Origin of the sequence: Erwinia sp. Eh17-17 (assembly GCF_039675725.1) — a bacterium.
In the GTDB taxonomy this organism is placed as follows: domain Bacteria; phylum Pseudomonadota; class Gammaproteobacteria; order Enterobacterales; family Enterobacteriaceae; genus Erwinia.
The window spans coordinates 238,679-256,707 of sequence record NZ_JBDFQT010000005.1 but is presented as its reverse complement, the minus strand read 5'-3'; the positions used below and the strand labels follow the sequence as shown (position 1 = coordinate 256,707).

The following is an 18,029-nucleotide window of genomic DNA, read 5'->3' as shown; positions in this document are numbered from 1 at the left end:
CAGAATTTGCCTGGCGGCTTTAGCGCGGTGGTCCCACCTGACCCCATGCCGAACTCAGAAGTGAAACGCCGTAGCGCCGATGGTAGTGTGGGGTCTCCCCATGCGAGAGTAGGGAACTGCCAGGCATAAAATAAGCAATAACCCCGACCGAAAGGCCGGGGTTTTTTGCGTTTTAAGCGGCCAGTAGCGATCGGGCATTTTATCCCACCATCTGACCCAATGGACGCGTCCCGCCTCTGTCAGTCACGCTTTTTTCAGATTTCCCTCATGAATAACCTCCTCCTTGCTGATTTTCCCGGTTTCTCCGGTGTGTAATAATCCATGCTGGTTCACAAAAAACGCAATCAATCCTTATAAAACAACTTCTTAATAAACGGGAATTTGAGTTAACTGATACATTCACAGACTTAGGTGCTTTTTAAAGCAGGGAAAACTCACGAGGTTATTACATGGCAGAGTCCATCACCGAACAACATCCACGTTCACAGAGCACTATGACCACACGCCAGCGTATCTGGGCGATCGTAGGGGCTTCATCCGGCAACCTCGTGGAATGGTTCGACTTCTACGTCTATTCATTCTGTTCGCTCTATTTTGCCCATATCTTTTTCCCCAGCGGTAACCCGACTACACAGCTGTTACAAACTGCCGGCGTATTTGCGGCTGGTTTCCTGATGCGGCCAATTGGTGGCTGGCTGTTTGGCTATATTGGCGATAAGCACGGGCGAAAAACGTCCATGCTGATCTCAGTTTGCATGATGTGCTTTGGATCGCTGGTCATCGCCTGCCTGCCTGGCTATGAGACGATAGGCGTCTGGGCTCCGGCATTATTACTGCTGGCTCGTCTGTTCCAGGGGCTGTCCGTCGGTGGAGAATATGGCACCAGCGCTACCTACATGAGTGAAGTGGCAGTGGAAGGGCGGAAAGGTTTTTATGCCTCTTTCCAGTACGTTACACTGATTGGCGGGCAGTTACTGGCGCTGCTGACTGTGGTGGTATTGCAGCAGATATTATCGGATGAAGAGCTGCGTACCTGGGGCTGGCGTATTCCGTTTGCACTGGGAGCAGTGTTAGCTGTCGTTGCGCTTTATCTGCGTCGTTCGCTGAAAGAAACTTCCGATCATAAAACACGGACCCATAAAGATGCCGGTTCTCTTATAGGGCTGTGGAAACATCGCCGCGCCTTTATTATGGTGCTGGGTTTTACTGCCGGTGGCTCATTAAGTTTTTACACCTTCACCACCTATATGCAGAAATACCTGGTGAACACCTCAGGCATGGATCATAAAACTGCCAGCGGCCTGATGACCGCAGCGCTGTTTATCTTTATGCTGCTGCAGCCGCTGTTTGGGGCGTTATCCGATAAGATTGGGCGGCGTAATTCAATGCTGATGTTCGGTGGTCTGGCTGCTGTCTGCACGGTGCCGATTCTCACCGTGTTGCAAAGCGTCACCAGCCCGGTTCTGGCTTTCTCACTGGTGATGCTGGCGCTGATCATCACCAGTTTTTACACCTCGATCAGCGGGATCCTGAAGGCGGAGATGTTCCCACCGGAAGTACGCGCGCTGGGGGTCGGGCTGTCTTATGCAGTAGCCAATGCGTTATTCGGTGGCTCGGCTGAGTATGTCGCGCTGTCGCTGAAGGCAGCGGGTAGCGAGACCAGTTTCTTCTGGTATGTTTCCGCAATGGGGGCGATTGCCTTCCTCGTTTCGCTGATGCTGCATCGTCGAGGCAAAGGACTGAAACTGTAACTACTGACCAAGGTTCCACAATGCATAGCCGGTGGCTGCACCGGCTATGTCCCAGCTAAAATCTTTCCAGCTCCAGCCGCTTCCCCCCTCTCTGCTGTCATACAGCTCTTTCGCTGCTCCCAGGCTGAGGGAAAACATCACGCCGAAGCCGCCACTGTGGCCTTCACGCCAGTTCTGCTGTTGGCCATAAGCGTTGCCTGCGGCGGACAGAAAAGCAGAAGAGAGAAAATGCTGAGCTTTATCGCGCCCCGTCCACGCGTCCTGAGCCATATGAGTACAACCGCTGCAAAAAAGCAGTACCGCCAGCAGAGAGAAACGCATCGTCGACTCCCATAAAAAAGCCCTGTAAAAACAGGGCTGGTACACAGCAGTATAGACGATTACAGAATACGGCTAATCAACCGATCAATTCGGATGCGTCGCAGACGACGGATTAGCTTACGCACTTTCACCGGATAATCGGCGATGCTTTCCAGATCGTGAAAATGCTTTACGACGGTCGTGTGTTCGCGGATCAGGCTGAGTTCCCGATCGCGCTGCTCCGTCAACTGCTGCAGCGGATCGTGGATCAGCACTGCATTTTCCAGATCCAGCCGCCATGCGCGCGGGTTAAGGTTGTTGCCCGTCACCATCATCCACTCGTCATCAACCCACAGACCTTTCAGGTGATAGCTGTTTTCACCATCTTTCCACAGGCGCACCGTTAGCTGTTCGGTGTTGACGTAATACTGCAGACGGCTGAGAAAACGACGCAGATTAATCTCGTACAGATAGGGCAGTGCCCCGATAATTTTGAAAGGCTGATCCTGCGGGATATAGAAGTCATTCGCGGTCTTATCACCGACGATAATTTCCACATCCTTCCCCTGACGCAGCAGCCAGATGATGTTACGCACCAGGATAGCAGGCAGGTTAAAGTAGGGGGTGCAGATAGTCAGTTTCTGCTCGGCGCACGGCATAAGATGGTAGATGGTTTTGTTCAACAGGCTGCGTTTGCCAAGGCCAACCAGCGGGGTCACCGCCAGCTCTTCATTATTGGCATCGCCATTAAACTGATAGTCGAAGCCACGCAAATCCTGACGAAACTGACGGGTCTCATTTTTGATTTCAGGGCTTTTCGGGCGCTCAACCTGGTCCAGGCGGTGTACCGCTTCGGCCTGGATCAGATTGGTATCAATCCACTTGAACATCGTATCAGCCAGCACGCGGTTGCCAATCAGCTGATAGCGGTCATAGCGATACTTATCTTTCTGATGCAGATAGACGTCATTAAAACTGGCACCGGTATACAGCAAAGTATCATCTATAACTGACCCTTTGAGGTGCAGTACGCCCAGCGCTTCTCTGGTGTTGACCGGGATACCATACACCGGGATTTCAACGCCGGGATGCCGGGCTGCCATATCGCAATACCAGTCGGCGTTTGTGGCGCAGGCGGCGGCGCCAATGCGCCCGCGCTGCGCACGGTGCCAGTCAACCAGTACCCGGATATCGAGCTCCGGGCGCTGCTGTTTAGCACTGTAGAGCGCGGAGAGAATAGCCTGGCCCCCCTCATCATTTTCCAGATAGAGAGCCACTATGCAGATTCGCCGGGTGGCAGACGCAATTTTTTCCAGCAGGGTTTCGCGAAAATCTGCCGGGGAATACAGCGTCGTGAAATCAGCAACTGACTGAGAAATTTTAGGCAGTTGCGCAAGGTGCTGTTGGTGTTTATTTCGTTTAAATTTTGACAACATCACAGTGCGTTTCTTCTCTGTTCATAGAATGGCCTTTTGCCATAAAATCATGACCCTAACGGCGAATAATACCATTAGTTTGCCCCGATGGTATCAGATTTACTTTTCGGGCATGGCGGTATCAACTTGTAGCGCCAGCGAGAGCCCGACAATGCCATCCTCAAGCTGGATATCTACTGAAAAGCCCAGCTTACGAGCCAGAGTAATCATACCTCTGTTACCCGGCATGGTGATGCCATTCAGCTGTAACAAACCGTGCTGGCGGGTGTAGATAATCATTTTTTCCAGCAGGCGCCGCCCCAGACCTAACCCTTTTAAATCAGAGCGCACCAGTACCGAGAACTCGGCATCAATATTGTCGGCATCGGAGATCGCCCGCGTCACGCCAATGATCTCATCCTGCCCCTGGTTCTGTCGTACTGCAACAATCGCCATTTCCCGATCGTAGTCGATCTGCGTCATGTTAGCCAAGTCGTCATGAGTGAACTCATTGATCTCACTAAAATAGCGATAGTAGAGATCTTCTTTGGTGACCTGGGCAATGAACTGCTGTAGCAGAGGCTCATCTTCCGGCAGGATGGGGCGGAACAGGCACTGCTGACCATTTTTTAACTGGACGGCCTCTTCCAGATCGTGAGGATAAGGACGTATCGTCAGCCGAGCCTGCGCATCACCGTGGAATTCCGCCAGCTGCAGTGTGACATCCAGCAGTGTAAATTCCTCATGGCTTGCCAGCAGTGGATGAATATCCAGACGCACAATTTCCGGACAATCCACCACCAGATTCGATACCTGCACCAGTACCTGGCTCAGGCCGCTGATATCCAGTGGATGCAGGGCGCTGCGTCCACGAATTTTTCCATTTTTAATGGCCTGGATCACCAGATAGCGTGCCAGCGTCATATTCAGCGGAGGCAGGGCAATCACCGCCTGCCGGTCGGCATGCCAGGTGACGCCACCTTCTCCCAGCATAATCACCGGGCCGAATAGCGGATCCTGCTCCACGACAATGCGTAGCTCCTGTGCTCCTGCGCGGTTCGCCATGCTTTGTACCAGCAGTCCGTGGATCCGCGCCTGCGGCCAGGCCAGCTTCACACGGTCGATAATGGCATCCGCCGCCTGCGCCACTTCTTCCGGCGTACGCAGGTAGAGCATTACGCCCTGTACCTCTGATTTATGCGGAATATCCGGGGAGCGCAGTTTCAGCGCGACCGGATAACCAATCTGTCCGGCAATATGCACCGCTTCTGCACTGTCGCTGGCAATCCACGTCGGCAGGGTACTCAAACCGTATGCCTGAAGGATGGGCTGCACCTCGTGCGTATCCAGCGATGTCGCCCCCTCCTGCAACGCCTGATGGATCAGACGATGGGCATCGGCGGTGTTAGCTGTCAGGTTCGCGGGTAACGCCGGCGTTTCACGCAGCTGTTTCTGGTTGCGGCGGTACTCCACCATATGCATAAAGGCGGTCACCGTTCCTTCCGGCGTGCGATAAGTCGGAATACCGGCATCGTTGAACAGGCGGCGGGCTTCCACAGAAGAGTACTCGCCACACCAGTTGGTAAGCAGCGTCAGCTGCCTGCCGCGTGTATGCTGCTGTACCAGCGTGATAATTTTCCTGGCCGTCAGCGTTGGTGGCGCTACTGCGCTCGGAGCGTGGATGATCAGGATAGCATCCAGATCGTGACTGTTGAGCAGCAGCGACAGCGCCTGCAGATAGTGTTCCGGGGTGGCATCATCTTTCAGGTCCAGCGGGTTGCCCGGCGTAACGCCTTCCGGCAGCAGCGCGGTCAGTTCAGTCAGTAAAGACTCACTTAACGTCGCGAGCTTACCGTTACGGGCATAGAGTGCATCAAGAGCCAGTGCCGCTGGCGCTGCTCCGTTACTGATAATCATCAGCCGCTCGCCGCGCAGCGGACGCATGTGGCTGAGCGTTTCTACCGCCGAGAACAGTTCATGAGTATCCTGCACGCGCAGCAGCCCGGCGCGTTGAATCGCCGCATCCCAGGCGGCATCCATTCCGCCGTGAGTTTTGAGCAGCTGCTGGGCATAGGGGCTACGGCCACTTTTGATCACCAGAATCGGTTTATTGCGCGAGGCGCTGCGGGCGGCGGAAACAAAACGCCGCGCGTCGCTGAGATGTTCAAGATAAAGAAGAATAGCGCTGGTTTTACCGTCGCGGGCCAGGAAGTCGAGCAGATCGTCAGCGTCAATATCCAGACTGTCGCCCAGAGCAATAAACCAGGAGAACCCCAGCTGGCGCTGCTGTGCCCAGTCAAGGATGGTATTCGATACGGCGGCGGACTGTGAAATAAAGGCCAGTTTGCCGGGGGTGATCGGCACCGGAGAAAAACTGGCGTTCAGGCCCTGCCAGGGGGCGAGCAGGCCAAGGCTGTTCGGGCCGAGCAGGCGGATCTGCCAGCGGCTGGCGCAGGCTTTCAGTTCAGCTAACTGCTCGTCGGGGGCGGAAAGGATGATGCAGGCTTTGCAGCCGCGTTCGCCCAGAGCCGTAAGCAGCTCAAGGTTGCGTTTCGCATGGGTACAGATAATGGCGAGATCGGGAGAGAGCGGCAAACTGGCGATATCCGGCCAGGCGAGTACGCCGCAAACGGCCTGATACTTCGGCGTGACCGGCAGCACCGGGCCGCTGAAGCCCCCGGCCAGCAGGTTACGCATCATCAGATAACCGGCACGTTCTGGCCGGGTAGAGGCACCGATCACCGCAATGGATTTCGGTCGTAACAGGGCTTCTAGTCCACGCTGGCTCACATCTTTGCTCCCTCTGGCAACAGTCTTATGATTCTAACGGTTGCCGGATGAAGTTGTTGTCCGGCGTGTCAGTTAATTGATCGGAGGCAGGATTTCATCATCATTTTCAGCTGTTTGTTGTGGATGATGCGGCTTACCGGCCAGATAGCGCTGGCGGAACAGGTCGAAGTGCCGGAACAGAGCTTCGCCGGCTGCGGTATCGCCCGCCTGGAGGAGCAGCTCTGCCGCGACTTCAGCGGTGCAGTGCTGGCCTGCGGCGTGCGCCACGCGCAGCTGATAGTTAGACGGGCGGGTCAGGTTCAGTGACATCACCGGGAGCGTGTCCAGCCACGGGCTTTTGCGGAACATTTTACGCGCTTCGGTCCAGGTGCCGTCCAGCATAATAAACAGCGGGGGTTTGCCGCAGGTGGGAGGGGAAGTCAGCACCGCCCGGTCCGGGTCGGCATAGGATGCAGGAAATACCACTACCGGCTGATAGTTCGGATTGCGCACGGCAGCCAGCAGGGCGGCATCCGGATCGGTACGTGACCAGCCAAAGGCCAGAGTATCCGGCAGAATATCGGCAATCAGCCGTCCGGTATTACTGGGTTTCAGGGGTTCGCTATCGAACATCACCAGGCAGAACCGGCTGCGTGCCTGCTGCGGCGAAAGGGTGTCACACAGGCAGTTTTTTTGCGGCAGCAGGCAGCGCTGACAGCGCGTAATACGGTTGCCTCGGGCAAGAAAAGGGCGGGTAGCCCGGGCCAGGCGCGCAGCGCGCAGCAGCAGAACAGCGTTATCGGTCATTATCGATCATCAGCGAAAAACGCCATTCTAACGGATTCAGGCCGGGCGTGCCCGGCCTGATGCTTACAGATTTTCGTCCAGCCAGGCTTCGAAAGGCGCTTTCGGCATTGCGCCGTTGAGCATATCGACCATTTGCCCCTGTCTGAATACCATAATGGTGGGGATACTGCGGATACGGAAGCGGGCGCTCAGTTCAGGCTCCGCTTCGGTGTTCACTTTCAGGAAACGAATTTTGCCGTTACGTTCCTGCGCTACCGATTCATAAACCGGAGCAAAGTTAACGCACGGGCCACACCACGGGGCCCAGAAATCGATCACGACCGGCAGGTCGTCCTGCAGATATTTATCCAGGGTAGCCGTCGTGGCATTGATCACATGGCCATCAAACAGGACGTGACCGCAGCGGCCGCATTTCGCACCGTCATCCAGTCGCTCTGCCGGCACACGATTGGTTGCCTGGCAGGATGCACAAACCGTATTCATGAGTCACCTCAGTTCAGGAGTTAGTGATTACTTACTGCGTTTTCAGTAAATCTGCCAGCATTATGCGGGGGAGGAGTGAGGCTAACAATGCGGTTTGTTCAATGAGTATAATAGGTAATGTCTCATAACGATGTTGCGGATAAACAGCTACGCGCTTTTATTGGAAGTTGATAGCTAAGTGCTGCCACATCAGGTAATCTGCGCGCTTCGCGCTCAGGCCAGGTGGAGGAAAAATGAACGACGAATTTAAAGGTAAGAGCGGCAAGGTCAAAGTGATGTATGTCCGCGGTGATGACGAGAGCAGCAATAAGGGCGGAAATCCCCGTACCGGTAAAGGTGCTCCACGTCCACAGGATGGCGCACGCCGTCCATCACGTAATGCAGACAGCAAGCCACGTGGCGGGCGCGATCGCGACGAAGGGCATTCTGACTCTCCGTGGCGTACCGTTTCCCGTGCGCCAAATGCAGCACCCGCTGCTGACGATAAGCCGGACCACGGCGGCATCAGCGGTAAAAGTTATATCGATCCAGAGCAGATACGCCGTCAGCGTATGGAAGAGACGCGTGTGTATGGCGAAAACGCCTGCCAGGCACTGTTCCAGAGCCGCCCGGAGAGTATCGTACGTGCCTGGTTCATCCAGAGCGTCACCCCGCGTTTTCGTGAAGCACTGAAATACATGGCGGCCAACCGCAAGGCTTACCACACCGTGGATGAAGCCGAGCTGCAGAAAGCCTCCGGTACAGAGCACCACGGCGGTGTTTGCTTCCTGATCAAAAAGCGCTCCGGTATGCCGGTCAGCGAATGGCTGTCAATCGCAGGCGACAAAGACTGTGTGCTGGCGCTGGAAGATATCGGTAACCCGCACAATCTGGGCGGTATCATGCGTAGCTGTGCCCACTTTGGTGTGAAAGGGCTGCTGGTGGATGATGCCTCCATGCTGGAATCGGGCGCCGCTGTGCGTACCGCCGAAGGCGGGGCAGAACATGTGCAGGCAATTAGCGGCGAAAGCTTTGCTGCCGGTCTGAGCGCGTTCCGCAAAGCGGGTTACACCATCGTTACCACGTCCAGCCATAAAGGCGTACCGCTGTCTCGTGCGGAACTGCCGGCGAAAATGGTGCTGGTGTTGGGTCAGGAGCGTGACGGTCTGTCAGACAGCACCTTCGATCAGGGCGACCTGAGCGTTTCTATCGGTGGTACGGGTAAAGTGGAAAGCCTTAACGTTTCCGTGGCAACCGGTGTACTGCTGGCCGAATGGTGGCGTCAAAACGCCTGACAGGGCGATAAAAAATAAGGGCGGCCGCTGTTAAGCAGTCGCCCTTACTGTAGGGGCGGATCAACGATCCGCCCTTTTTTTATTAATGCGCGCCGCCGCCACCGCCACCTGCACCAAACGGTGGACGGGCAAACCACACCAGCACCAGCAGGATCAGGAACACCCCGGCAGAAGCCCAGAAGATCTCATTGGCCGAAATAATCAGCCCCTGATTGGTGATCTGCTGTGCCAGGTAAGCCGATGCCTGGTCATGACTCATGCCCATCTGCTCCAGCTTTGCGTACATCTGCTGCGAATTCACGTTGTACGGCGTCACGGACTCCGTCAGCTGGGCGTGATGCAATGACTCGCGATTGGTCCACATCGTGGTGGTAATCGAGGTACCAATCGAGCCCGCCAGCGTTCGGGTAAAGTTCGACAGGCTCGATGCCGCCGCCATTCGCTCGGGTGGCAGCCCCGACAGGGTGATGGTGGTCAGAGGCATAAAGAAGCAGGCCACTGCAAAGCCCTGGATAAACTGCGGCCACGCAGATGCGGCAAAATCCATTCCCGGTTCAAAGGTATACGCACGCCAGTAGAAGCACACCGCATACATGATGAAGCTGAACGTCACCAGTCGTCGCATATCCAGCTTGTGGGCAAAACGACCGATAATCGGCGACAGGATCACCGGGATAATGCCGACCGGAGCCGAAGCCAGCCCGGCCCAGGTGGCCGTGTAACCGTAAACCTCCTGCAACAGCTGTGGCAGCAGTACGATAGACCCGAAGTAGAGCATATAGGCCAGGCTGATCGACAGGCAGCCAATCGTGAAGTTGCGCGATTTAAACAGCGACAAATCCACTATCGGATGGTCGTCGGTCAACTCCCAGACGAGTAGCACCACCAGGGCTACGACGGCGATCACCGTTAATGTAATGATTTCATTGGAGCTGAACCAGTCCAGCTCTTTACCCCGGTCCAGCATGATTTGCAGGCAGCCAATGCCGACAACAAGCAGAACCAGGCCGACGGTATCGATCGGGCGGATCACGGTTTCGGTTTCGCGGTTACGCAGGGTCTGCAGGGCCAGGATCACCACCACCACGCCGATGGGCACGTTGATGAAGAAGATCCATCCCCAGTGATAGTTATCACTGATCCAGCCGCCGAGGATCGGGCCGCAGATCGGTGCAACGATCACCGTCATCGCCCACAGCGACAGCGCCACGCTGCGCTTTGCCGGAGGATAGTTGTTTAACAGCAGGCTCTGCGACAGCGGGATCAGCGGACCCGCGACGATGCCCTGGATCACGCGGAAGAAGATCAGCATGGTCAGGCTTTCGGACATGCCGCACAGCCAGGAGGCGACGGCAAAGGCCACCGTCGACCACATGAACAGCTTCACTTCCCCGAAACGTTTTGCCAGCCAGCCGGTGATCGGAATCGAGATGGCGTTTGCCACGCCAAACGAGGTGATCACCCAGGTGCCCTGAGAGTTTGAGGCCCCCAGGTTACCGGCGATGGTCGGGATGGCCACGTTAGCAATCGTCGAGTCCAGCACCTGCATAAAAGTCGCCAGCGACAGCGCAATGGTCATCAGGACCAGCTGCGTGCCTTCTAAGGGCTTACGCGCCATAACAGTCTCCCGCCTTATTAACCGGCATTGGCACGGATGATATCGGCAATCAGCTGGTTTGCTGGTGTCAGATCGCGTGCCAGCGCATCACTTTCATAGGCGGGTTTGCTGCGTACGCTGGTGGCAAGGACGGCACCGTCACTGTTACTGGTGTCAACTTTAACCAGCGTGGACAGACCAATGCGCAGCGGATGTTTTGCCACTTCCTGTGGGTCAAGTTCGATGCGCACGGGCAGACGCTGAACGACTTTAATCCAGTTGCCGGTAGCATTTTGCGCCGGGAGCAGAGAGAACACGCTGCCCGTACCCATATCAAGGCCGACCACTTTACCGTGGTAAACCACGTCATCACCGTAGATATCACTGATGACCGTGGCTGGCTGACCGATGCGAACGCCTGCCAGCTGCGTCTCTTTAAAGTTCGCGTCCACCCAGAGGTTGGTCGCCGGAACGATCGCCAGCAGCGGCGTGGTAGTGCCGATCTGTGACCCTACCTGCACGCTGCGGCGCGAAACGTAGCCATCGATGGGGCTGATCACTTCTGTACGCTGTAAAGCGAGCCACGCATCACGTAAGGCGGCTGCGTTCTGTTTAACCGCGGGCTGGTTCTCCAGGGCGGTGTCCAGAATCATCGCCTGGTTAGCGTTGTACTGCTGTGTAGCCACATCAAGCTGCGCTTTGGCGGTCGCCACGGCATCACGGGCGTGTTGCAGGTCTTCTTTACCAATCAGGTTGGAGGCACCCAGTGGTTCACGACGGCGTAAATCAGTCTGCGCCTGTTCGAGCGCGGTTTTTTGCAGCGCAATCGTCGCCTGATACTGTTTGCTGTTAATGATCAGCTGATGGGTCTGGCGTACGCTGGTTGCCAGCGCCGTTTGCGCTTTCTCGAACGCCTGCTCGGCATCGGTGCGATCCAGCGTCACCAGCACGTCACCTTTCTTCACAAAGTCGGTATCGTCAAACCAGACTTTATTCACGCTGCCGGAGACCTGGGCCATCACCTGCGCCTGGTTTCCTGCCACATAGGCATCATCGGTTTCCTGAAAATGACGCAATACCAGGAACCAGTATGTCAGCCAGGCCACCCCAAGGATGACGAAAATAACAGCCAGAAAAATCAGGGCGTTTTTGCGCGTCTTTTTCTTATTCTTAGGCTGTTGCGGCTGTTGCGCCACCGCGCTGTCACTCATGTTTCTCTCCTGGTTTTCTCGCCATAGGGGCGTGCCGTAATGAATGGCAAACGCCCGAGTCTAAAATGCCAGCGGGATGAGCGCTGGCATGAATAAAGTTTAGGAAGCGTAAGGTAGCGATTTCCAGTAAAGACTGTGTCGCACAATATGCTATTAATGGAACATTTAACGGGAGAGGGAAGCGACGACTTCCTCTTCATCCATTTTATCAAGTCTGTTCAACAGCTTGCGGGTAATACCTTCCAGCTGCGATTTTTCAGATGTGCTCAAGGCTGACCACACCAGTTGCAGACACTGGTGCTGAGGCGGCAGCAGCTGGCGCAGAAATTCGTGCCCTTTTGGCGTCAGGTGCAGGTGCAGACAGCGGCGATCGTTGTCGCTTTCACGGCGCTCAATCCAGCCGCGCTTCTCAAGCTCATCGGCAATACGCGTGGCGTTGGTGCGGGAAGAACCCAGAGCCGAACTCAGTTCAGAGGGTTGAATACTGTGATCTTCCTGCGCATCCAGCGTGATTAATGCCATAAACAACGTTTCGTTAATCCCCTGTGCTTTCAGCATTTTGTTGCGGTTATCCAGCAACTTACTTTGCATATGCATACACAGACGGGTCAGCATGATCTCCTGTAAGGGGAAATCTTTCTGACGATTGGCACGAAAATTCAGCATCTGTTCAATGGGAGTAAACGAACTTTCCATTATAAAGGAACCTCACTAGTTACAACGGGTATAATAACGGTGATGATTAATAAAGCAATGCCACTTTTTTGCAGAGGGTGAATCGTTCACAAAACTGCAGTCATCATCAGGTGTTTCCAGGTCACTCCATAACCCAGGGCGCTTAACAGCATCGAAAACCGTGCTGCGCGTAATAGAGATGTCAAATAGTCCCAGGCCGGGCGGTTTTGCGCGGGCAGGCGCGAATGTTACTCTGCTGTTACTGAATGATTTCATGTGAAAACATAACCGACCTGAATAAATTGCGCCTAACCTTACCAGAGTGAGAAAAGTCTTAACAGGCTGCTAGTGCTGAAAAAACTTCATTTTCTCCGCGAAAAATCAATGCGCTTCAACCTCAAAGTGATGACTTCGCCACCCGTTTAATAGATTAACAATGGTTAACAGAGCGCCAGTGACGCGGGGGCCATACCCGTCTGCGGCCTCAACGAGGGTGGCGCATAGTGGCGACACGGCGTTACCGACGACTAAATAGTGGGTCATTTATCCGACTGCCAGCGGCTTGAGGGCTTTGGGTTTGTGCCGCCAGGCCGTGCTCTGATGGGTAATATGCCCGGCCTGTAACGCAAGATCGAGTCGGATTATCCCGATAATGAGGGCCAGTAAAAAGCGGGTACCAGAGGCGAGATTTTTCAAGCGGACAGAAGCGATTGACATCACTACGACCAGAGCGGGATTGAGGCCAGCATGAGGGGATTTCATAACAACCAGTATCAGCGTGAGAATTATCCTATACGCTAATAATAACTCAAATAACTATTTCACTCACATGATAATTGACAGGACAAACCAGTTGCCCCACCAGCGGGACAACCGTAGGGGGCGACCGCTTTTCTGGTCGCCCTGCCTTTGCGGGCATCAGGTCCGGAGGGGCGACCGAAACAAAAGGTCGCCCCTGCGCAGGTCTGATTTAATGACCCGCCGCCAGCGCGTCTTTCACCCAGCCATCGAACTGCGCCTGGTGCGCTTTGATCCAGCCATCAACGTGCGCGTTGATATCCGCTTCCGAAGACTGACCCTGATGCATACGTGAGTTTTGCGCATTGATATCCGTAATCGGCAGCTTCATTTCTGAGAACAGTTTGGCCGCCGCCGGATTTTTCTCAGCCCAGGCTTTATTGGCAACGATGTGCATGGTGTTCACCGGGAAGCCGTAGTTAGCGCCGTTAGGCAGCTTGGTATCGACATCTTTCTGCTCGCCCGGCATGGAAGAGAAGGGAACCTGTAACCAGACAACATCGCGCCCCGGCACCAGTACATCACTCACCCAGTACGGCGTCCAGGTGTAGTACAGAACGGGTTTGCCTTCTTTATAGCGCGTGATGGTATCGGCGATCATTGCCGAATAGTTACCCTGGTTATGCTCAACGGTCTGACTCAAATTAAAGGCTTTAATCTGATGGTTGATCACGGCTTCACAGCCCCAGCCAGGCGTACATCCTGTCATGTCCGCTTTACCGTCACCATTGCTGTCAAACAGCTTGGCGATTTTAGGGTCTTTTAACTGCTCAATATTGGTGATGTGGTATTTTTCAGCAGTTTTTTTATCAATCAGATAACCCTGCGCGGCACCCTGAACAAAGGTTCCCTTGCGGTATAACTTCGCGTCACCGCCAGAGGCTTTATACATATCATCGTGCAGCGGCTGCCAGTTGACAGCGGTGAAGGTGGCATCGCCGGAAGCCAGCGAGGTGTAGCCGACGTTATAGTCGACTTCGCTGGGAGCATCGACAGTGTAGCCCAGTTTTTCCAGCGCGCGGCTGACCAGCAACGTCTGGAAGGTCTCTTCTGTAATGGTGCTCTGTACTGGCTTAACCGTAATGCCTTTACCCGGCAGGTCGGCGGCGGAAACCTGAGCCACGGCCAGCGTGGTGAACGCGGCGGCCAGCAGTGTAATTTTTCGCATAGTCATGAGTACCTTCTTGTTATTTGGTTTCACAGAACGGACGCGTCAGCAGACCCAGAGGACCACTGGCGTACCAGCGACGATTGCCACGGCTGCGGCTGTCGCGTCCCAGCGACTGGGTCAGACGGTCAAGAATAATTGCCAGAATCACAATGCCGACTCCGCCGACAGTGGCCAGGCCCATATCCAGACGGCCGATCCCGCGCAGCACCATCTGGCCGAGCCCGCCAACGGCGATCATTGAGGCGATGACGACCATCGACAGCGCCAGCATCAGGGTCTGGTTCACCCCGGCCATAATGGTTGGCATCGCCAGCGGGAGCTGCACTTTGAACAACATCTGACGCGGGCTGGCACCAAACGATTCAGCCGCTTCGATCAGATCGGCGGGCACCTGCTTAATCCCCAGAATGGTCAGACGCACAATCGGCGGCAGGGCAAAGATAATCGTCACCACGACCCCTGGCACGTTACCGATACCGAACAGCATGACAATCGGCACCAGATAAACGAAGGCCGGGGTGGTCTGCATGGCATCCAGCAGCGGACGGATAATTTTTGCCGCCCTCTGGCTGCGGGCCAGCCAGATCCCCATAGGTAAGCCGATGATGATGCAGAAGAACAGCGCGGTCAGCACCAGCGCCAGCGTCACCATGGCCTGCGACCAGGCACCTATTGCACCAATGGCGATCAGCGACACCAGTGTGGCAATACCCATACCGACGCTGGAAAGCTGCCAGGCAATCAGTGCAAACACGATAATAGCCACCGGGGCAGGCATGCCTAACAGCAGGTTCTGGAAGGCGCTGAGAATATAGTCCACCGGCAGGCGGATGCCCTGGAACAGCGGACGGAAGTGAGTCACGATCCAGTCGATGGCCGTGGTCACCCAGCTGTCGAGGGGGATCAGCGTTTTATGGAAAGGGTCGAGAATATTAAAGTGTTCAGCCTGGGGAGCCGGGGCGCTGTTCAGCCAGTCGCTGCTGCTGGCCGCCGCTTCGTGACCGCTACCACCGGAGGGCGTTCCCCAGGCATCGGCACTGCTGCCTGCCGCATCGGGTGCCGGCTGGCTGGTGGCCGCGTCAGAGGGCGTTCCCCATGGGTCGCTGCTGCTGGCGGCTGGCTGGCTGCCGTCGGTGGGGGCGTTAGTCGTCTGGGCGCTGGTATCCCACGGGTTACTGGTTTGTTCACTCATGGCTGGCCTCCGTCACGGTCTAATGCCTGTAACAATGTTCCTTTGGAAATAATTCCGACGTACTGTCCTTCTTCACCGACGATCGGCACCGCGCAGGGGGCCTGCGCCACATGCGACAGCAGGTCACTCAGTGAAGTATCGGCAGGCATGGGCGCAGGGCTGTCGAGCAGCGCCTGGTCCAGCCCTTCTCCGGCGGCCAGTGCGGCCTTCAGGGAATCAACAGAAACGGTGCCGACAAAGCGCTGTTTTTCCAGCACGTAGCCGTACTCGCGGTCATTGTCCTGCAGCAGTTTGATCGCCGAACGCGGGCCGAAGCCAGGGGCTTTACGGATCAGCGCAGCGGCACTGCGGCGGGCGATATCTTTCGCGCTGAACACCTGGCTGATATCCACGCCGCGGAAGAACGTGCGCACATAGTCGTTGGCCGGATTATTGAGGATTTCATCCGGCGTACCGACCTGCACCACTTCACCGCCCTGCATAATGGCAATGCGGTCGCCGATGCGCATGGCTTCATCGAGATCGTGGGAAATAAAGACAATGGTGCGCTGGTGGCGAGACTGCAATTTCACCAGCTCATCCTGCATTTCAGTTCGAATTAAAGGATCGAGTGCGGAGAAGGCTTCATCCATCAATAATATGTCAGGGTTGATGGCCAGTGCGCGGGCTAATCCAACGCGCTGACGCATCCCGCCGGAGAGTTCATCCGGGTAGGCATGAGCATAATTATCCAGCCCCACCTGACGTAATGCATCAAGGGCTTTTTCCTGCCGTTCCTGAAGGGGGATTCCGGCTAATTCCATACCAAATGCAGCATTATTTAATACCGTCATATGCGGCATTAATGCGAAGGACTGGAATACCATGCTGATCTTATTTCTGCGGACCTGGCGTAATTCACTGTCGGATATTTTGGCAATATCCTCACCATCAATAATGACCTGGCCCCGGGTGGGTTCTATCAGACGATTGAGAAGGCGGACCATGGTAGATTTACCGGAACCGGATAACCCCATGATGACAAAAATCTCGCCTTCTTCAATGGCCAGACTGGCGTCTTTCACGCCAAGAGACAGGCCGGTTTTTTCCAGAAGTGCCTCTTTACTGATCCCTTTTTCAATGTGCTTAAATGCGCGCTCGGGGTTTTCCCCAAAAACTTTATATAAATTTTTGACTTCAAGTTTAATAGCCATGCATTAATTATTTTCCTGGTTATGGTTGGTTTTATATATTCAGCTCTTCTGTGTGGTTAAATATTAACGGCCTATACCGTAGCACACTGAGAATCTGAGACAACCCTAAAAGGCGCGATCGGAAATGGTGAAAGAGATGCCAGTCCCGCCTAATGTCAGAGCAGGTAAGGGATGAGGGGGAATTGAACAAGTCTGAAAAAAATGAATATCTTGCTAAGAATCATCTGTGAGAGTGTCGAATTATCTGTCTGATGCGACAGAAGAGACGACAAATAATCGTCAGGAAATGGTCATATTGGTGTCATCAAACTAAAGGTGGGTGACTGAAAAATAATAACTAATTAAAAGCGAAAGGAAAGAAAGGTGGCTGCCGTTTACAGCCACCGGTGAAGAGATTAAAAGTCCCAGTCAGCGTCTTCGGTATCGACGGCTTTACCCATCACATAAGAAGAGCCGGAACCGGAGAAGAAATCATGGTTTTCATCCGCGTTCGGTGACAGCGCAGAGAGGATTGCCGGGCTAACATCGGTCATCTCTGAGGGGAACAGCGCCTCATAACCGAGATTCATCAGCGCTTTATTGGCATTGTAATGCAGGAATTTTTTCACATCTTCCTGCCAGCCAACGCCCTGATACAGCGCGTCGGTGTATTCCAGCTCATTTTCATACAGCGACAGCAGCAGCTCAATGGCGAACTGTTGCAGCTCCTCCTTGCGTTCTGCACTCTGCGTCTCCAGCGCCCTCTGATACTTATAACCAATGTAGTAACCGTGGACGGCTTCATCTTTGATAATCAGGCGGATCAGGTCAGCGGTATTGGTCAGCTTTCCGCGGCTTGACCAGTACATTGGCAGCCAGAAACCGGAATAGAACAGGAACGATTCAAGGAAGACGCTGGCGATTTTCTTCTTCAGCGGGTCGTTTTCGGCGTAGTGCTGAAGAATGATCTCCGCTTTGCGCTGAAGCGGGAGATTCTCCTCGCTCCAGGCGTAAGCGGCATCGACATCGCTGGTATGACAGAGCGTGGAGAAGATCGAGCTGTAAGAGCGCGCATGAACCGCTTCCATAAAGCTGATATTCGACATCACCGCCTCTTCGTGCGGCGTGAGCGCGTCAGCCATCAGTGCCGGTGCGCCAAGGGTATTCTGAATGGTATCCAGCAGCGTCAGGCCGGTGAACACCCGAATGGTCAGCTGTTGTTCCTCGTGACTCAGGGCGTTCCACGCCGGAATATCGTTCGAGAGCGGGATTTTTTCCGGCAGCCAGAAGTTGCTGGTCAGACGGTTCCAGACCTCAAGATCTTTGTCGTCTTCGATTTTGTTCCAGTTAATGGCGTGAACTTTTTTTAATTTCATGGTGTTGTTCCTGGGCAGATCTCAGCGGGTCAGGTGTA

The 18,029-nt window shown here is 54.9% G+C and carries 14 protein-coding genes and 1 rRNA gene; 3 read left to right on the top strand and 12 right to left on the bottom strand.

Annotated features, from left to right (window positions below; genetic code table 11):
- Positions 1–9: 9 nt before the first annotated feature.
- Positions 10–125: ribosomal RNA gene (rrf, locus tag ABEH87_RS15605) — 5S ribosomal RNA — on the top strand.
- 324 nt (positions 126–449) lie between these two features.
- A complete protein-coding gene (locus ABEH87_RS15600; protein WP_346577511.1) occupies positions 450–1,751 on the top strand; it encodes an MFS transporter in 1,302 nt (433 codons plus the stop codon).
- Here the strand turns inward: ABEH87_RS15600 and ABEH87_RS15595 are convergent, their stop codons facing one another.
- From ABEH87_RS15595 to trxC, 5 genes are all read right to left on the bottom strand, one after another.
- On the bottom strand, positions 1,752–2,072 hold the full coding sequence (locus ABEH87_RS15595) for a YfiM family lipoprotein (protein WP_346577509.1): 321 nt from the start codon (positions 2,070–2,072) through the stop codon (positions 1,752–1,754).
- 59 nt (positions 2,073–2,131) lie between these two features.
- Positions 2,132–3,487 (bottom strand): CDP-diacylglycerol--serine O-phosphatidyltransferase, encoded by a 1,356-nt coding sequence (gene pssA / locus ABEH87_RS15590; RefSeq protein ID WP_346577532.1) that lies wholly within the window; start codon positions 3,485–3,487, stop codon positions 2,132–2,134.
- Positions 3,488–3,586: 99 nt separating this feature from the next.
- Entirely contained in the window at positions 3,587–6,256 is a 2,670-nt protein-coding gene (locus ABEH87_RS15585; protein ID WP_346577507.1) for a bifunctional acetate--CoA ligase family protein/GNAT family N-acetyltransferase, read from the bottom strand.
- Between the two features lie 72 nt (positions 6,257–6,328).
- Positions 6,329–7,042 carry a tRNA-uridine aminocarboxypropyltransferase gene (locus tag ABEH87_RS15580; RefSeq protein ID WP_346577505.1) on the bottom strand — a complete coding sequence of 238 codons (714 nt, stop codon included), beginning with the start codon at positions 7,040–7,042 and terminating at the stop codon, positions 6,329–6,331.
- A gap of 63 nt (positions 7,043–7,105) precedes the next feature.
- The gene (gene trxC, locus ABEH87_RS15575) at positions 7,106–7,525 is read right to left on the bottom strand and encodes a thioredoxin TrxC (protein ID WP_346577504.1); all 420 of its coding nucleotides are present in this window, start codon (positions 7,523–7,525) and stop codon (positions 7,106–7,108) included.
- A 233-nt stretch (positions 7,526–7,758) separates the two neighbouring features.
- Here trxC and ABEH87_RS15570 point away from each other — a divergent pair, with 233 nt between their 5' ends.
- On the top strand, positions 7,759–8,799 hold the full coding sequence (locus ABEH87_RS15570; protein WP_346577502.1) for a tRNA/rRNA methyltransferase: 1,041 nt from the start codon (positions 7,759–7,761) through the stop codon (positions 8,797–8,799).
- 82 nt (positions 8,800–8,881) lie between these two features.
- Here the strand turns inward: ABEH87_RS15570 and emrB are convergent, their stop codons facing one another.
- The 7 genes from emrB to nrdF form a co-directional block, all read right to left on the bottom strand.
- Positions 8,882–10,417, bottom strand: a complete 1,536-nt coding sequence (gene emrB / locus ABEH87_RS15565) for a multidrug efflux MFS transporter permease subunit EmrB (RefSeq protein ID WP_346577500.1) — start codon at positions 10,415–10,417, stop codon at positions 8,882–8,884.
- Between the two features lie 17 nt (positions 10,418–10,434).
- On the bottom strand, positions 10,435–11,607 hold the full coding sequence (gene emrA, locus ABEH87_RS15560) for a multidrug efflux MFS transporter periplasmic adaptor subunit EmrA (RefSeq protein ID WP_346577498.1): 1,173 nt from the start codon (positions 11,605–11,607) through the stop codon (positions 10,435–10,437).
- Positions 11,608–11,772: 165 nt separating this feature from the next.
- Positions 11,773–12,303: a transcriptional repressor MprA gene (gene mprA / locus ABEH87_RS15555; protein ID WP_346577496.1), complete on the bottom strand. Its 531-nt coding sequence runs from the start codon at positions 12,301–12,303 to the stop codon at positions 11,773–11,775.
- Between the two features lie 949 nt (positions 12,304–13,252).
- Positions 13,253–14,248 carry a glycine betaine/L-proline ABC transporter substrate-binding protein ProX gene (proX, locus tag ABEH87_RS15550; RefSeq protein WP_346577494.1) on the bottom strand — a complete coding sequence of 332 codons (996 nt, stop codon included), beginning with the start codon at positions 14,246–14,248 and terminating at the stop codon, positions 13,253–13,255.
- Between the two features lie 19 nt (positions 14,249–14,267).
- Entirely contained in the window at positions 14,268–15,443 is a 1,176-nt protein-coding gene (gene proW / locus ABEH87_RS15545; RefSeq protein ID WP_346577493.1) for a glycine betaine/L-proline ABC transporter permease ProW, read from the bottom strand.
- Complete coding sequence (gene proV, locus ABEH87_RS15540; protein ID WP_346577491.1) at positions 15,440–16,636, bottom strand: glycine betaine/L-proline ABC transporter ATP-binding protein ProV; 1,197 nt, start codon at positions 16,634–16,636, stop codon at positions 15,440–15,442. The genes proW and proV overlap by 4 nt, the downstream gene beginning before the upstream one ends.
- A gap of 395 nt (positions 16,637–17,031) precedes the next feature.
- Entirely contained in the window at positions 17,032–17,991 is a 960-nt protein-coding gene (nrdF, locus tag ABEH87_RS15535) for a class 1b ribonucleoside-diphosphate reductase subunit beta (protein WP_346577489.1), read from the bottom strand.
- Between the last annotated feature and the right edge of the window lie 38 nt (positions 17,992–18,029).

Excerpts from the sequence above, each read along its gene's own strand:
- ABEH87_RS15600 (WP_346577511.1), top strand. The coding sequence starts at position 450 with ATGGCAGAGTCCATCACCGAACAACATCCACGTTCACAGAGCACTATG.
- ABEH87_RS15595 (WP_346577509.1), bottom strand. The coding sequence starts at position 2,072 with ATGCGTTTCTCTCTGCTGGCGGTACTGCTTTTTTGCAGCGGTTGTACT.
- pssA (WP_346577532.1), bottom strand. The coding sequence starts at position 3,487 with ATGTTGTCAAAATTTAAACGAAATAAACACCAACAGCACCTTGCGCAA.
- ABEH87_RS15580 (WP_346577505.1), bottom strand. The coding sequence starts at position 7,042 with ATGACCGATAACGCTGTTCTGCTGCTGCGCGCTGCGCGCCTGGCCCGG.
- trxC (WP_346577504.1), bottom strand. The coding sequence starts at position 7,525 with ATGAATACGGTTTGTGCATCCTGCCAGGCAACCAATCGTGTGCCGGCA.
- ABEH87_RS15570 (WP_346577502.1), top strand. The coding sequence starts at position 7,759 with ATGAACGACGAATTTAAAGGTAAGAGCGGCAAGGTCAAAGTGATGTAT.
- emrB (WP_346577500.1), bottom strand. The coding sequence starts at position 10,417 with ATGGCGCGTAAGCCCTTAGAAGGCACGCAGCTGGTCCTGATGACCATT.
- emrA (WP_346577498.1), bottom strand. The coding sequence starts at position 11,607 with ATGAGTGACAGCGCGGTGGCGCAACAGCCGCAACAGCCTAAGAATAAG.
- mprA (WP_346577496.1), bottom strand. The coding sequence starts at position 12,303 with ATGGAAAGTTCGTTTACTCCCATTGAACAGATGCTGAATTTTCGTGCC.
- proX (WP_346577494.1), bottom strand. The coding sequence starts at position 14,248 with ATGCGAAAAATTACACTGCTGGCCGCCGCGTTCACCACGCTGGCCGTG.
- proW (WP_346577493.1), bottom strand. The coding sequence starts at position 15,443 with ATGAGTGAACAAACCAGTAACCCGTGGGATACCAGCGCCCAGACGACT.
- proV (WP_346577491.1), bottom strand. The coding sequence starts at position 16,636 with ATGGCTATTAAACTTGAAGTCAAAAATTTATATAAAGTTTTTGGGGAA.
- nrdF (WP_346577489.1), bottom strand. The coding sequence starts at position 17,991 with ATGAAATTAAAAAAAGTTCACGCCATTAACTGGAACAAAATCGAAGAC.